This window comes from Magnetospirillum sp. WYHS-4, from assembly GCA_039908345.1.
Classification (GTDB): domain Bacteria; phylum Pseudomonadota; class Alphaproteobacteria; order Rhodospirillales; family GLO-3; genus JAMOBD01.
Map to the genome: position 1 here is coordinate 90,066 of JAMOBD010000003.1, position 14,228 is coordinate 104,293.

Here is a 14,228-nt window from a genome sequence, read left to right on the forward strand (position 1 = left end):
CATGGTGATCCCCGCCGCTCCGAGCCGGCCGGCCCGGTCCCTTGCCTTGCGGGCGACGGTGGCGCTGCTGGCCGTGGCCAGCCTGAGTTCCGCGCTGGTCTATCTGTTCTGCCCCGAGTTGCTGACCGACGCCCGCAACCGGAGCGGCGATCTGTATCGGCATGCGGCAGCCATCGGCGAGGACTTCGAAAGGGGAGTCCACAAGCTGCGCGAAGCCGCCGGCCGCCTGTGGGCCGAGGATGCGGCCCCGGTGGCCCCCGCCCGCCCGGAACCGCCCGTCCTTTCCGCCTCCCCGGCCATGCAGGCGGTGGTGCTCTGGCACGATGCCGAGGCGGTGTCCCGGCGCGGCCAAGTGGATACCGGCGACTTCAACGAGTTCGTTGCCGCCCTGCGCCGCACCATGGACGAGGACCGGGCCCGCCTGCGACTGATCGCCGCCGAACATTTGCGCGCCGAACTGGAACCGGCCCTGGCGCTTCTGCCGGCCCGCATTCCGGCCTTTGCCGAGGAGCTGTTCACCTATTCCACCAGTGCCGGCCTGCTTTACGATGCCATCGCCGTTACCGACGGCGCCATCGAGGCCACCGCCCGGCCGGCCGCCGTCGAACGCACCCACGGCGAAATCGTGCGCGGCTTGGTACAGCGCTATCGCAAGGTCGTCCTGTCGCCCGAGGTGACCCTGGGTCCGGTGCGCAACGCCATCGGCAGGGCATACGGGGCACTGCGACGCGACCTCCTCAGCAACTGCGACCGCTACGACCGCGCTTTCCGCGATTTCCTCAAGTCCCATGCGGCCGGTATCGAGGTGCTGGACAATGCCAGCGGCTGGCGGCCCGATCCGATCTGGAGTCCCGAGAACGCCACCTTCCGCTCCCTCTGCCACACCCTGCGCATGGCCGACGGCGGACATTACGTGGTGGACGAGAAGATGCTGGCCGAGTTGGCCGATCCGTCCATGGCCGTGCATGAACTGTTGTCCGAAATCAGCCGCCCCATCGCCGATATCGCCGTGGAGGCGGCCGTATCGACGGCGGGCGCCGTCCATTTCCTGGAGGGATTCGGCCTACCGGCCTCCTGGGCCTACGTCCCGGCACGGGCGACGGGCCTCGCGGTCTCGAACTGGGCCATGGCTTGGCAGGTGCTGGACCGCATGGACGCCATCCGCAACCGGCCCAAGTTGGAGACCCATCTGCGCGAGGCCTTGCAGGGCGCCCGCGCCGCCATCACCGAGAAGGCCCTGATGGCCTTGATCGAATTTGTCTCCCTGCGCCTCGACGGCATGGAGAGCGTCATCGCGGCACGGAGCGAAGGTGGGAGGTTTGGGCGGTGACACCCGCCGCCGCCCGTCGCTTCAACCGGCTTTCGGCCTGGCTGGAACAACGGTCCGTAATGGCGTTCGTCAGCCTGTTCATCCTGGCCGGCGTGGTGGCCGCCGGCTACCGGGTGCTGCCGGCGCGCTTTCTGCCCTGGGAGGAAGCCGGAACCGCCTTCCGCTCCACCTACAACATGGGCTATTGGGCCGGGCGCGGCGGAGCGGTGTTCCTGATCGGCGACGATCTGTTTCCCTATCAGTGCGGATCCGCCTTGGTGGAAGCGCCCTTCTCGGTGCGTATCCGCGCCTTCGAGGAACGCGGCTGCGCCGAACATCTGGAAACCCGTCTGGTCCGCCTCTACGAGGCCGATCTGCGGGTGCCCTGGGCGTTGATCCCGGAATCCGACCGCACCGAATTGAAGGCCTTCGGGCGGGAGGCCATGGCCTACCTGCGGGGCTCCATCCTCGCCGCCGTGGCCTCGCCCTATTTCGACCTGGAATATCGGCCCGTATTGGCCGACATCATCCGCACCGCGCTCCGCCGGGCTTGGTACGCCCCGGTCACCCAGGTGACTCTGTCGCGGGCCGCGCGCACCCTCGACCCTCATCTGGTCGACCGGGTGACCGCCGGGCTCCTGCCCATCGTCCTGGAACGGGCGGAAAGCACCTTCTGGCAGACCCTCAAGGGCTACGCCGGCAGCCTGGTGGGCGGCGGGAAGGAGACGGAAGGTTCGCCCCTGACACGGGTGACGGTCGACCTGCTGCGCGACGAGCGCGTCCACGCCCACTTGGTCGAAACCCTGCCCGCCCTGGCGGCCAGCGGCGAGATGACCGGGCTGGCCTCGACGCTGGCCAGTGAAATGGGCATGGCGCTGCTCGACGATCCGCGCATGCTGCCGCTGGCTTCCCGGATGCTCACCGATTCCCGGCTGCTGGGCGATGCCCCGGCGCCGTCCCCGCTCGGAGGCAAGCGCCTGACCCGCGATCTGCCGCGTTGGCTGATGCGGCTGCGGCACGAACGCGACCACAATCCCCTGGTCTCCCAGGTGGTCAAGAACCTGATACGCGGCCGCAGCGGTTTCCTGGTCCTGCTCATGACCCCGGCCCAGCAGGAACTGCTGGTGCGCGGCGACCTTCCGGCCGGCATCGGCTTGGTGGCGGAGGGCCGATGACCGCCAGGACTCCCAGCCTGATCGTCGAGGACCTCGGCATCGTCACCCCGGCCGGCAAGACCTTGCTCGAGGACGGGGCTTTCGCCTTGAGTCCCGGCGAGGTGGTGCTGCTGGTCGGGCCCAGCGGCAGCGGCAAATCGACGATCATCAACGTGCTGTCCGGCCTCTTGGGAGACGATGGCGATTCATGGCGGGTCACCGGTACCTTGCACCAGGAAGGGCAAACCTACGATCTGGCGCGCGAACGCTGCGACGTGGGCGGACTGGTCTTCCAGGGCAACGCCCTGTTCGACGACCTGACGGCGGCGGAGAACATCGCCATGGCCATCGACCACACGGGCCGCGCCGACCCGGAACTGGTGGCCCAGACCGCCGCCCTGCTGGCCGACCTGGACCCGCGCCAGACGGTGGCCTCCTCCAGTGGCGGCCAGCGCCAGCGCATCGCCATCGCCCGCACCCTGCTGGCCAACCGGCCGCTACTGCTGTTCGACGAACCCAATTCGGGCCTGGATCGCCATGCGGCGCTCAAGCTGGCGATGCTGATCCGCGACATCTGTCGACGCATGGGCCGGCCCGCCATCGTGGTCGCCCATCATTTCGACGATCTGCTGCCGCTGGCCGATTCCGTGCTGTTGCTCGACCCCAGCAGCCGCCGACTGCGGGTCTTGCCGCCCAAGCGTGCGGCGATCGAACATGCCCTGGAGGAAGTCGGCCAGGCCATGGAAGTGCTGGGGGCTTCCGACATTGCGCCCGTGCCCGGCGCGGCGCGCAACTTCGCCGCCGCCTGGACGGCGGGAGCCGTGCCCCGTTCCCCGTCCCGCTGGTTCCTCCGGTATCTGAACGAGTATTTCTGGATCCTCTGCGCCTCGCCCCTGATGCTGATGTACACCTTCGCCGGGGCGACGATCGTCGGCTTCGTCACCCTGTGGTTCGGCTTCAACTACGAACTGCTGGGAGACTACGTGCGGTCCTTCGTCCACGACGACGCCTTGATGGGCATCGGCTTCATCGAGGCCACGGTGGCCGTCCCGCTCATCACCTGTATCCTGATGGTGGCCCGCAACAACGCCGTCATCACCGCCGATCTCGGCAACCGGGTGCTCAGTTCCCAGTTCCGCGCCATGCGCAACCTGCATGTGCCCGGAAGGCGCTACCTGACCGCCTCGATCATGATCAACATGGTGGGGGGGGCGCTGATTCTGGCGGCCGCCTCCATGGCGGTGGCAAGTTGGACATCGTTCAAGACTTGGCAGGTCCTGTTCCCCGATCAGCCTTTCGAATTGTGGCGCGAGCACTTTTTCCATGGCCTTTTCCGCACCCCTCACATCCTGTGGCGAAGCATCGGCTGGGTATCGTTGAAAACGGTCTTGAGCGTGGCCTGCGCCGGCTGGATCGCCATCCGCATCGGCATGGGACGCCAGGAATCGGTGATCAGCATCAACTACGCCATCGCCCGTTCCATCGTGGTCGGCGTCTCGGTGACGCTGCTGATCCACGCCGTGGTAGCTGTATTGCAGTTCTAAGCTATTCCCGAACCGATTCGGCCACGGACGTTGTAATTCGTGGGCCACGGCGCTAGGGTGGACGTGGAATTCCATCCCCTTTTCCCTATCGGGAACGCCGCCATCCGGACCGCCGCCGGGTGGATCATGGCTTTTCAGGCCCAAGAAGGACAGTAAGTCATGGCTCGCAAGAAACAATCGGCCAAGGCCGCCTTCGTCATGTTCAACGTCGTCTACGAGGACGGCACCCTGACATCCAACCGCCGCGTGCCGTCGGAACTGCTCGACGGCCTGGACGGCGAAGCCCCGGCCCGCACCTTCATCGAGGACCAGGACAACAAGATCGCCGCCCAGTCGGGCATGCGCCGCGCCAAGATCAAGTCCATCGTCCGCGCCTGAAGCGATTTCGGCCGGTTGCCTTCCGGGAGGCGACCTGTTAGGGTCCGCGCCCAATTCCCCGGTATTTTTGTAGACGGTTCCGCCATGAAGATCCAAGCCAACACGATTCGTCCCGGTATGGTGCTCGACCATCAGGGCAAGCTCTGGACGGTGCTCAAGATCCAGCTCATCCAGCCCGGCAAGGGCGGCGCCTTCATCCAGGTCGAAATGCGCGCCCTCGATTCCGGCAACAAGACCAACGAGCGCTGGCGCACGGCCGACACCGTCGAACGCCTGAACGTCGACGAACGCGAGTGCAGCTTCCTGTTCAAGGACGGCACCCACCTGACCTTCATGGACAGCGAGACCTTCGAGCAACTCACCATGGACGAGGATGTGGTCGGCGATTCGGCCGTCTTCCTGCAGGAAAACATGGCGGTCACCATCGACCTGATCGAAGGCCGGCCAGTGGCCGTCCACCTGCCGGTCACCGTGACCCTGGCCATCGTCGAGGCCGACGCCGTGGTGAAGGGCCAGACGGCCTCCTCGTCCTACAAGCCGGCGATCCTCGAAAACGGCGTCAAGATCATGGTGCCGCCGCACATCGGTACGGGCACCCGCGTGGTGGTCAATACCGAATCCTGCGAATACGTCGAACGCGCCAAGGACTGACGCCCCATGACCGCCACCGCCCGCGTCAACCGCCGGCAACCCCTGTCGGCGTTGCTCAACATCATGTGCGGCGCCGCCGAGAAGGTAGGACGCAAGCTGGTGCGCGACTTCGGGGAGATCGAACACCTCCAGGTTTCCCGCAAGGGGCCGGCCGATTTCGTCTCCGCCGCCGACCGCCGCGCCGAGGAGATGCTGCGCGCCGAATTGGCGAAGGCGCGCCCGAAGTACGGTTTCCTGTTGGAGGAATCGGGTCAGATCTGCGGCGAAGACACCTGCAACACCTGGATCGTCGACCCCTTGGACGGCACCACCAACTTCCTGCATGGCATACCCCATTTCGCCATCTCCATCGGTCTGGAGCGGGACGGCGAGGTCGTGGCGGGCGTGATCTATTCTCCAGTCCAGGACGAACTCTTCTGGGCCGAAAAGGGCAGCGGCGCCTTCATGAACGGCCGCCGCCTGCGGGTTGCGGCTCGTACCGACCTGTCGGAATGCGTTTTCGCCACCGGCATCCCCTTCAAGGGCACCCGCGACCACAAGCTCTTCCTGCGCCAACTGGAAGGCGTCATGGCGGTTTCGGCCGGCGTGCGTCGATTCGGCTCGGCGGCCCTCGACATGGCCTATGTGGCGGCCGGGCGCTTCGACGGCTACTGGGAAACCGACATCCGTCCCTGGGACATGGCGGCAGGTATCGTGATCGCCCGCGAGTCCGGCTGTTTGGTCACCGATCTGGCCGGCGGCCAGAAGATGATGGAGACCGGCAGCGTGCTTTGCGCCGGCAGCCGGTTGCACGGGCCGTTGGGCGAATTGCTGGCCAAGGCGGCGCCCGGTCCGGCCGATTGAGCAAAGCGGTTGTCTGCGAGCGGCCCCTTGGCTATGTTGGGACGGGAGAGTTTCGCCCCGGCGCGTAAAGGCGGCCAGGGGCAGGGGAGGCGGTTCATGATCGAGGCTCGGCGGCACATCCGGTCCAGGCTTCTGACGGCAGCGGGCGCAGGAGCCCTGGTTATTGCCGCCATGGGAACGGCATCGGCCCAATATTCTGACTCGGTGGTGGTCGATTATAGCGTCATCGACGGTGGCCGCGCGGGTGGCCTGTCCGGCGCGCCCGTTCTTGGTGTCACCACCTATTCCGGTCCCAGCTACGGCGGCGGACAGCTTCGCATGCCGGGATCGGCGATCCCCCAATCGCAATTCTATCCGCCGGCCGGCTTGACCATGCCCCAGGCTTCCGGCGGCGCGGCAAGCGTTTCCGATTTCGCACCGCCCCCCAGGACGACGGCCGAGCCACGCAGGAAGAAAAAGGAAGCGGTGCCGCAGCAAGTCGCCAGGGCCCCGGCGCCACAGGCCAAGATCGACGTTCCCGCGGCTCCGCCCGCTCCGCCGGCCAAGCCGGCCATCGAGCTGCCTTCGGCGCCGCCGGCCGCCCCCGAACCGCCGGCCGCCAAGAGGCCTTCCGCGCCGCCGGCCCCGCTTGAGCCTCCGGCACCTCCGGTCAGAAAGGCCGAACCGCCTCCCGCTCCAAAGCCGGTCGCACCGCCGGCACCGCCGGCCCTGAAGAAGGTCGAACCGACGCAACCGACCGAACTCGCCCGGGTGGAACCCAAGTCGACTTCCACAGCCCCCCCCGCCGGGTCGGAGGCAGTCTCCGGAACCGTCGCTCACAAGGTCGTCTTCCAGGGCGAGGGCGCCTCCGTTCCCGCCGCTTCCAAGGACTCGCTGAAGGCCCTGTCCGACAAGATCAACGCCAACGAGGAACAACGGCTGCAACTGGTCGCCTATGCGTCCGGCCCCGCCGTGACGCCGAGCAGCGCCCGCCGGCTGTCCCTGTCGCGGGCCCTTGCGGTGCGCAGCCTGCTGATCGACAATGGTGTCCGGAGTACGCGCATCGACGTGCGCGCCCTGGGCGACAAGCCGGCTGGTGAGCCAGCCAACCGGGTCGATGTGATGATCGTCGACCGCTAACCCGTAATGGGGATGCCCCCGTCCCCGATGACAGAGGAGACGGGCGCCATGGCGAAACCGCGGCGCTACCTGGTACGGATGATTATGTTCGTGCTGGCGGTGGGGATCTTGATCGGCCTGCTGCATCAGCCGTTGCTGGCCGCCTTCATGAACAATGTGCCGCTGAACGGCCTGATCCTGGGCGTGTTCATCATCGGCATCGCCTTCAATTTCCGCCAAGTCGCACTGCTCTATCCCGAGGCCGTTTGGCTGGAAGGCTTCATGCGCGACCGGCCGGCCATGTCGGGCGCCAAGCCTCCGCGCCTGTTGGCCCCCATGGCGACCATGCTGGGCGAGAAGCGGGAGAAGTTCACCCTCTCGGCCCTGTCGACCCGCTCGCTGCTGGACGGTATCGCCTCGCGACTGGACGAATCCCGCGACATGTCGCGCTACACCATCGGCCTGTTGATCTTCCTCGGCCTGCTGGGGACCTTCTGGGGCCTGATGGAAACCGTCGGGTCCATCCACCGGGTAATCGCCGGCATGACCGTTTCGGGCAACGATATCGCCTCCACCTTCGCCGAACTGAAAAAAAGCCTGGAAACGCCCCTGGCGGGCATGGGCACCGCCTTCAGCACCTCCCTGTTCGGCTTGGCGGGATCGCTTGTGCTGGGATTCCTCGACCTGCAGGCGGGCCAGGCCCAGAACCGCTTCTACAACGACCTGGAGGAATGGTTGTCCAGCCTCACCCGTCTATCCAGCGGCGCCCTTTCGAGCGAGGGCGATACCGGCGGCGTACCGGCCTACGTCCAGGCCTTGCTGGAACAAACGGCCGAGAGCCTGGAAAACCTCCAACGGACCCTGGCCCGCGGCGAAGAAGGACGCATCGCGGCCAACAACAACCTGATGGCCCTGGGCGACCGCATCGGCACCCTGACCGACCACATGCGCACCGAGCAGTCCCTGATGCTCAAGCTGGCCGAAGGCCAAGCCGAACTGCGCCCGGTATTGATGCGCCTGGCCGAAGCCTATTCCTCCCAGGCCCGACCGGCCGCTGCCGTGGCGGCACCGTCGGGAGCAATGGACGAGACCACGCGCACCCACATCCGCAACATCGATCTCTACATGGCGCGGCTGGTCGAGGACCTGCATGCCGGGCGGGACCAACTGGTGCAGCAGATCCGAAGCGAGATCAAGTTGCTCGCCCGCACCATCGCCGCCGCGGACCGGCCGTCGTCCGGCCCCGGACCGGGCCGCTAGGCCATGGCGGGCAGTATCAGCCGCAGTCGTTTGCGCGCAGGTGCCGACATCTGGCCCGGTTTCGTCGACGCTTTGGCCAATCTGCTTCTAGTCGTCATCTTCCTGCTCACCCTGTTCGTGGTGGCGCAGTTCCTGCTGACCGAGGCCCTGTCAGGTCGCGACGAGGCGCTCAAGCGCCTGCAGGGCCAAGTGGGCGAATTGGCCGACCTCCTTGCCCTGGAGCGCAAGGCCAATCAGGACCTCTCGGGTAACTTGGCCATGCTGTCCGAGGAATTGCAGGCCACCGTGCGGGCACGTGACGAGTTCAAATTGGCGGTCGACGCCACCGAGCAGGAGCGTTCCGAGGCCGCGGCCCTCATCCAGGAAGTCGCCGCCCTCAAGGCCCTCAAGGAAGACCTGGAAAGGCAGGTGGCCGGCGAACGGAACGTCTCCGCCGAAGCCGCCGCCCAGGTCGCCCTGCTGAACCGCCAGATCGCCGCCCTGCACCAGCAGATGGCGGCCCTCACCGCCACCTTGGCCGAGTCCGAAGCCAAGGCCAAGGAACAGAACGTCCAGATCGAGGCCCTGGGCCAGCGGCTCAACGCCGCCCTGGCCGGCAAGGTGCAAGAACTTGTCAAGTACCGCTCGGAATTCTTCGGCCGCTTGCGCGAGGCCCTGGGCAGCCATAGCGACTTCCAGGTGGTGGGAGACCGCTTCGTCTTCCAGTCGGAGGTACTGTTCGATACCGCATCCGCCGACCTGGGCGAGGCCGGCAAGAGGCAGCTCGACCGGCTCGCCAAGGCCCTGAAGGATGTCTCGGCGCGCATCCCGGCCGACCTGCAGTGGATACTGCGGGTGGACGGCCATACCGACCGGGTGCCCATCGCCACGCCCCGCTTTCCCTCCAACTGGGAACTGTCGGCCGGGCGGGCGATCTCGGTGGTCCGCTACTTGAACGGCCAGGGTATTCCGTCGGAACGCATGGTGGCGGCAGGATTCGGCGAGTTCCAGCCCTTCGACTCCGGCAAGGACGAAGCCGCCATGCGCCGCAACCGCCGCATCGAGTTCAAGCTCACCGACCGGTGACCGTTTCTGGTAAGATCGGGCCCATGAACGAGAACCGGGCCACTCTCGACAAACTGGAACGCCTGCGCCAGGAGCACCGCGACCTGGACGACGTGATCGCACGCCTGACCGAAAACCCGACCGTCGACCGGCTACGCCTGCAGCGCCTGAAAAAGCGCAAGTTGCTGCTCAAGGACGAGATATCCGCCCTCGAAAACATGCTGATTCCCGACATCATCGCTTGACCGGCGTTTCCCAGGGCGAGGCAAGCTTGGCCTCCAGCAACCGGTCCTCCATCTCCACAAGGTCCCGGTCGGCATCGGCCACCACGCTTTCCGGCGTCTCCCCGGCGGAGATTGGACGGACGGCCCCCTCCGCCTCGAAGGGGATCGGCGTGCCTTCCCAGGTGACGCGCTGGCGATTGAGCGTCGCCACAATCTCGCGGATCTTCTCGGCAGCCCCCTGCTCGTAGGCCAGGGCCAGAACGATGCCGAAATCACCATCGGAAATCGCACCGATCGCATCGGTCTCGCGTACCGAGTCGTTCATCAGATCGGCGGCGAAGACTTGCATCGCATCGGCGGTCCGGCGGCCGAACCGGCGGCGCACGGCCTCGGTATTGCGCAGATGGATCAGGCCGAAGACGGAAGCGATGCCCGTGCGTCGGGCTCGTTCCGCCGCCTTTCCTATCTCGCGCAACAAGGCGCGGCGGTTCAGCACCGGAAGGTAGGAATGGTGGGTGATCAGCTCTTCCAAGTAGGCAACCCGCTCCTGGGCGAGGTCGGCATCGCGGCGTTCGTGCTCCAACTCGGCCATCAGGCCGGCGATGGCCTTCTGCACGGCGGGGGTCAACTCGCGCGGCGAAAGACCAAGAAACTCGGTCGCGTCACGCGCCGGGGCCCTGTAGGCGCCATGATTGGAATGCTGCTGGCCGCCAGGTTGACGGCGCTGCCAGCGCGGCCGCGCGTCGGTGGAATGGACGACGTCGATACGGCTGAGTTCGGTATTGTCGACCATGGGCTTCTGCCCTTTCAAGTCCCTCTTATCCTAAGAGTAGGCTCGCATCATACCACCTTCGACAGCCCTCCGCCATCCAGCCTCTTCACGAGAATGCCGCGAATACCCGCTTGGCCCAGCCCCGGTAGCCCGGCTCGGCGCCCACGCCCTGCAACCAGTCCTGCACCGGAATGAAGAAACCGGTCTTGGGGCGGTTGAGGATCACCTCGGGCAGCCGCGCCCCGACCGCCCGGGCCATGTCGCGCTTGCCGGCCTCCAGGGCCGCGATGGCGCGGAACAGGCCGATATCCACCAGGGGAACCCGGATTTCCAGGGAATGGGCCATGCCGGCCCAGTCGGCGTCGCGCAGAAGCTGGTTGCGCATGTACCAGCTCGTTTCCAGGACCTGGACCTTGCGGCGCGGGTCGGCCAGGGGCGCCTGCAAGGCGTCCAACCGCGCCAGGGGATCGAGCCGCCGCCAGCCTTCGCGGACCAGGTCGGGGTCCAGCGCCTCGGGGAGTTCCCAGGGCATGAAGAGGCCGCGCCGCAGCAGGTAGGCGTCGCCGTAGCGAGTGCCGTATTCCAGCACTCCCGCCCACTTCGGCGAGGTCCGTCCCCTGAGGAAGGAAGCGGAGACTGCCCGCAGCCCCTTGCCCAGCACCCGTCCGCCGGGAATCCAGCCGAGCGCGCCGACCAGTCTGGGAACCTGGCGGAAGGTGTCGTAGCCGCCGAACAGTTCGTCGCCACCCAGGCCCGATAGCGCCACCTTCAGTCCGGTTTCCCGTGCCGCCCTGGCCACAAAGTATGTATTGACGCCATCGATGGTCGGCTGGTCCATGGCAGCCAACAGGTCATCGCGAGCGGCAGCGAAATCGGGGGCGGCCACCCGACGCGTCCGGTGGGCGGTGGCGAAGGCGCGGGCGGCGGCCTCGGCGAAAGGAACCTCGTCTCTCGCGGTCCCGCGGAATTCCTCGAACCCCAGGGTAAAGGAATGCAGCCCCGCCCCATGGGCCTCGGAAGCCAGGGCGGCGATGGTCGCCGAGTCCAGACCCGCCGACAAGAACACGCCGACAGGAACATCGGCCACCAAGTGATGGGCGATGCTGTCCCGCAAGGCCTCCGGCAAGTCGCTCGCCGGCCCGGGGGCTGCCAGTTCGCATCCCAGATCGAAGAAGGCCGACGGCTCTGCCGAGCCCTTTTCGTCCGCCCAGAGGGTATGGCCGGCCGGCAGGGACCGGACCGCCCGGTCGATGGTGAAGGGCTCGGGCACCGCGCCGAACAGGAAGAAGCCAACCGCCCCCGCCGCGTCCAGTCCGCCGCTCAGGCCGCCGGCTTGCAAAGCCTTGACCTGCGAGGCGAAGGCCAGGCCCCGCCCATCGTCCGCGTAATAGAGAGGCTTGATGCCGAAGGGATCGCGCGCCAGCAGGAGCCCCCGCTTGTCCAGGTCCCAGATGGCGAAGGCGTACATGCCGCGCAGGCGTTCCACCAGAGCCCGCCCGTCGCGACGGTAGAGTTGCAGCAAGACCTCGGTATCCGTCGCCGTGGCGAAGCGCACGCCCTGGGCCTCCAACTCCGCCCGCAAAACCTTGTAATTGTAGATCTCGCCATTGAAGACGATGACCAACCGCCCGTCGGCCGAGACCATGGGCTGGGCCCCGGCATCGCCAAGACCGATGATGGCGAGGCGGCGATGGGCGAATCCGACCCGTCCATCCTCGGCGATCCAGGTACCGGCCCCATCGGGCCCGCGCCGGACCATGGAATCGCGCATGGCCTCCAGCCCCGCCCGATCCACCGGAGGCGCCTCCCTGCCATAAGCGAAAAGTCCGGCGATCCCGCACATACCGGCCTTCATAGCGCCCGGCGAGGACGGGGGCAAGAAGGGCGGTTCCCTATCGGCTACAATGCGGGTCAAGCTGATGTTGGAGGCGCGCGGGTTGCGGCTGGACCCCGGTTCCCTATCGGCTACAATCGGCGTTGCCAAGCCCCGCACGGGCTAGCGTGTTGCGGCTGGACCCCGGTTCCCTATCGGCTACAATCATCGGGTTGTTGGTGGTGTCGAGAAAACTGTTGCGGCTGGACCCCGGTTCCCTATCGGCTACAATACTGAGTTACCTGGGCAACTGATTGATAAAGTTGCGGCTGGACCCCGGTTCCCTATCGGCTACAATGATCATTGCGAGACCCCGCTCCGGTGGTGGGTTGCGGCTGGACCCCGGTTCCCTATCGGCTACAATCGGTCCAGCTTCCGGGGCCGGCAGTACGGTGTTGCGGCTGGACCCCGGTTCCCTATCGGCTACAATCGTGGGGCCGATTGGCAGCGGGTGTCGGAAGTTGCGGCTGGACCCCGGTTCCCTATCGGCTACAATCTTTTCGACTTTCCTGTCTCGCGCCGGATCGTTGCGGCTGGACCCCGGTTCCCTATCGGCTACAATCATGCGGGAGGCCACCATCCAGGTGCAGCTGTTGCGGCTGGACCCCGGTTCCCTATCGGCTACAATCATCCGGGTCCGGCGCAACACGGCGGACGCGTTGCGGCTGGACCCCGGTTCCCTATCGGCTACAATCATCCGGCCTACGAGGCGGCGCAGCGCGTCGTTGCGGCTGGACCCCGGTTCCCTATCGGCTACAATCCGATCGGGTTCTCCAGCTCCTCCTCCATGTTGCGGCTGGACCCCGGTTCCCTATCGGCTACAATGACCACGAGGCGGCCTTAACCGCCCTGGCGGTTGCGGCTGGACCCCGGTTCCCTATCGGCTACAATGCAATTTACGCAATCGCCGACGAGGCGGGAGTTGCGGCTGGACCCCGGTTCCCTATCGGCTACAATCTGGGCTTCGTCCTGCCGATCTATGCGGACGTTGCGGCTGGACCCCGGTTCCCTATCGGCTACAATGTGACGGCATCCCGGCGGTCGTTGTCGGTTGTTGCGGCTGGACCCCGGTTCCCTATCGGCTACAATGCACCGCCGTGGTACTGAACGAATGGTTCGGTTGCGGCTGGACCCCGGTTCCCTATCGGCTACAATCTTGCCGGGGGCGGAAAGCCCCACGGCAAAGTTGCGGCTGGACCCCGGTTCCCTATCGGCTACAATGAGGGGCGGACGATGGATGGAACGGGCAGGGTTGCGGCTGGACCCCGGTTCCCTATCGGCTACAATATTGGCGTGGTGGACCGTGAAAGAGATAGCGTTGCGGCTGGACCCCGGTTCCCTATCGGCTACAATCATGGCGTCGGCCCGCGTGTCGGCCCGAAGTTGCGGCTGGACCCCGGTTCCCTATCGGCTACAATAGCTTACGCAGGTCCTCGTCGGCACGTCCGGTTGCGGCTGGACCCCGGTTCCCTATCGGCTACAATCCGTTGCATCACCGCCGTGGAGGTGTTTTGGTTGCGGCTGGACCCCGGTTCCCTATCGGCTACAATCCTGCGCGCCCTCACCTCGCAGCGGGCCCAGTTGCGGCTGGACCCCGGTTCCCTATCGGCTACAATATAGACTTGAACGCATAGGGGCGCGCCCTTGTTGCGGCTGGACCCCGGTTCCCTATCGGCTACAATTGGCCCGGTCATCGGCGGGTTGACCATCTTGTTGCGGCTGGACCCCGGTTCCCTATCGGCTACAATTCCGCATCCTGGCGGCCACCATCAAGGACCGTTGCGGCTGGACCCCGGTTCCCTATCGGCTACAATGCGACTTCATCGGCATGACCAACAAAGTAGGTTGCGGCTGGACCCCGGTTCCCTATCGGCTACAATCGCAAGGCCGCGCGTAGATGCTGTTCACCCGTTGCGGCTGGACCCCGGTTCCCTATCGGCTACAATAAAGCCGTTCCTCGGCCGCCCGCCGCCGCAGTTGCGGCTGGACCCCGGTTCCCTATCGGCTACAATAATGCCGAGCGCGGATATGGCCGTGAAATAGTTGCGGCTGGACCCCGGTTCCCTATCGGCTACAAT

The 14,228-nt window shown here is 66.4% G+C and carries 12 protein-coding genes and 1 CRISPR repeat array; of the genes, 10 read left to right on the top strand and 2 right to left on the bottom strand.

Annotated features, from left to right (window positions below; genetic code table 11):
- Position 1: 1 nt before the first annotated feature.
- From H7841_02480 to H7841_02525, 10 genes are all read left to right on the top strand, one after another.
- The gene (locus tag H7841_02480) at positions 2–1,330 is read left to right on the top strand and encodes a hypothetical protein (protein ID MEO5335750.1); all 1,329 of its coding nucleotides are present in this window, start codon (positions 2–4) and stop codon (positions 1,328–1,330) included.
- A complete protein-coding gene (locus H7841_02485; GenBank protein ID MEO5335751.1) occupies positions 1,327–2,484 on the top strand; it encodes a hypothetical protein in 1,158 nt (385 codons plus the stop codon). The genes H7841_02480 and H7841_02485 overlap by 4 nt, the downstream gene beginning before the upstream one ends.
- Complete coding sequence (locus tag H7841_02490; protein ID MEO5335752.1) at positions 2,481–4,007, top strand: ATP-binding cassette domain-containing protein; 1,527 nt, start codon at positions 2,481–2,483, stop codon at positions 4,005–4,007. The genes H7841_02485 and H7841_02490 overlap by 4 nt, the downstream gene beginning before the upstream one ends.
- Before the next feature lie 159 nt (positions 4,008–4,166).
- A complete protein-coding gene (locus H7841_02495) occupies positions 4,167–4,385 on the top strand; it encodes a hypothetical protein (protein MEO5335753.1) in 219 nt (72 codons plus the stop codon).
- A gap of 84 nt (positions 4,386–4,469) precedes the next feature.
- A complete protein-coding gene (gene efp, locus H7841_02500) occupies positions 4,470–5,036 on the top strand; it encodes an elongation factor P (GenBank protein MEO5335754.1) in 567 nt (188 codons plus the stop codon).
- A gap of 6 nt (positions 5,037–5,042) precedes the next feature.
- Positions 5,043–5,879, top strand: a complete 837-nt coding sequence (locus tag H7841_02505) for an inositol monophosphatase (protein ID MEO5335755.1) — start codon at positions 5,043–5,045, stop codon at positions 5,877–5,879.
- Positions 5,880–5,975: 96 nt separating this feature from the next.
- The gene (locus H7841_02510; GenBank protein MEO5335756.1) at positions 5,976–6,998 is read left to right on the top strand and encodes an OmpA family protein; all 1,023 of its coding nucleotides are present in this window, start codon (positions 5,976–5,978) and stop codon (positions 6,996–6,998) included.
- Between the two features lie 48 nt (positions 6,999–7,046).
- Entirely contained in the window at positions 7,047–8,237 is a 1,191-nt protein-coding gene (locus H7841_02515; protein MEO5335757.1) for a flagellar motor protein MotA, read from the top strand.
- A 3-nt stretch (positions 8,238–8,240) separates the two neighbouring features.
- Positions 8,241–9,302 (top strand): peptidoglycan -binding protein, encoded by a 1,062-nt coding sequence (locus tag H7841_02520; protein MEO5335758.1) that lies wholly within the window; start codon positions 8,241–8,243, stop codon positions 9,300–9,302.
- A gap of 23 nt (positions 9,303–9,325) precedes the next feature.
- On the top strand, positions 9,326–9,526 hold the full coding sequence (locus H7841_02525; GenBank protein ID MEO5335759.1) for a DUF465 domain-containing protein: 201 nt from the start codon (positions 9,326–9,328) through the stop codon (positions 9,524–9,526).
- Here H7841_02525 and H7841_02530 read toward each other — a convergent pair.
- A complete protein-coding gene (locus tag H7841_02530; protein ID MEO5335760.1) occupies positions 9,516–10,298 on the bottom strand; it encodes a diguanylate cyclase in 783 nt (260 codons plus the stop codon). The genes H7841_02525 and H7841_02530 overlap by 11 nt on opposite strands.
- Positions 10,299–10,383: 85 nt before the next feature.
- Complete coding sequence (gene asnB, locus H7841_02535; protein ID MEO5335761.1) at positions 10,384–12,072, bottom strand: asparagine synthase (glutamine-hydrolyzing); 1,689 nt, start codon at positions 12,070–12,072, stop codon at positions 10,384–10,386.
- A gap of 75 nt (positions 12,073–12,147) precedes the next feature.
- Positions 12,148–14,227: a CRISPR direct-repeat array (repeat unit 35 nt; unit sequence GTTGCGGCTGGACCCCGGTTCCCTATCGGCTACAA).
- The last annotated feature ends 1 nt before the right edge of the window (position 14,228 follow it).

Coding starts and splice junctions, on each gene's coding strand:
- H7841_02515 (MEO5335757.1), top strand. CDS start 7,047: ATGGCGAAACCGCGGCGCTACCTGGTACGGATGATTATGTTCGTGCTG.
- H7841_02525 (MEO5335759.1), top strand. CDS start 9,326: ATGAACGAGAACCGGGCCACTCTCGACAAACTGGAACGCCTGCGCCAG.
- H7841_02490 (MEO5335752.1), top strand. CDS start 2,481: ATGACCGCCAGGACTCCCAGCCTGATCGTCGAGGACCTCGGCATCGTC.
- efp (MEO5335754.1), top strand. CDS start 4,470: ATGAAGATCCAAGCCAACACGATTCGTCCCGGTATGGTGCTCGACCAT.
- H7841_02510 (MEO5335756.1), top strand. CDS start 5,976: ATGATCGAGGCTCGGCGGCACATCCGGTCCAGGCTTCTGACGGCAGCG.
- H7841_02520 (MEO5335758.1), top strand. CDS start 8,241: ATGGCGGGCAGTATCAGCCGCAGTCGTTTGCGCGCAGGTGCCGACATC.
- H7841_02495 (MEO5335753.1), top strand. CDS start 4,167: ATGGCTCGCAAGAAACAATCGGCCAAGGCCGCCTTCGTCATGTTCAAC.
- H7841_02530 (MEO5335760.1), bottom strand. CDS start 10,298: ATGGTCGACAATACCGAACTCAGCCGTATCGACGTCGTCCATTCCACC.
- H7841_02505 (MEO5335755.1), top strand. CDS start 5,043: ATGACCGCCACCGCCCGCGTCAACCGCCGGCAACCCCTGTCGGCGTTG.
- H7841_02480 (MEO5335750.1), top strand. CDS start 2: ATGGTGATCCCCGCCGCTCCGAGCCGGCCGGCCCGGTCCCTTGCCTTG.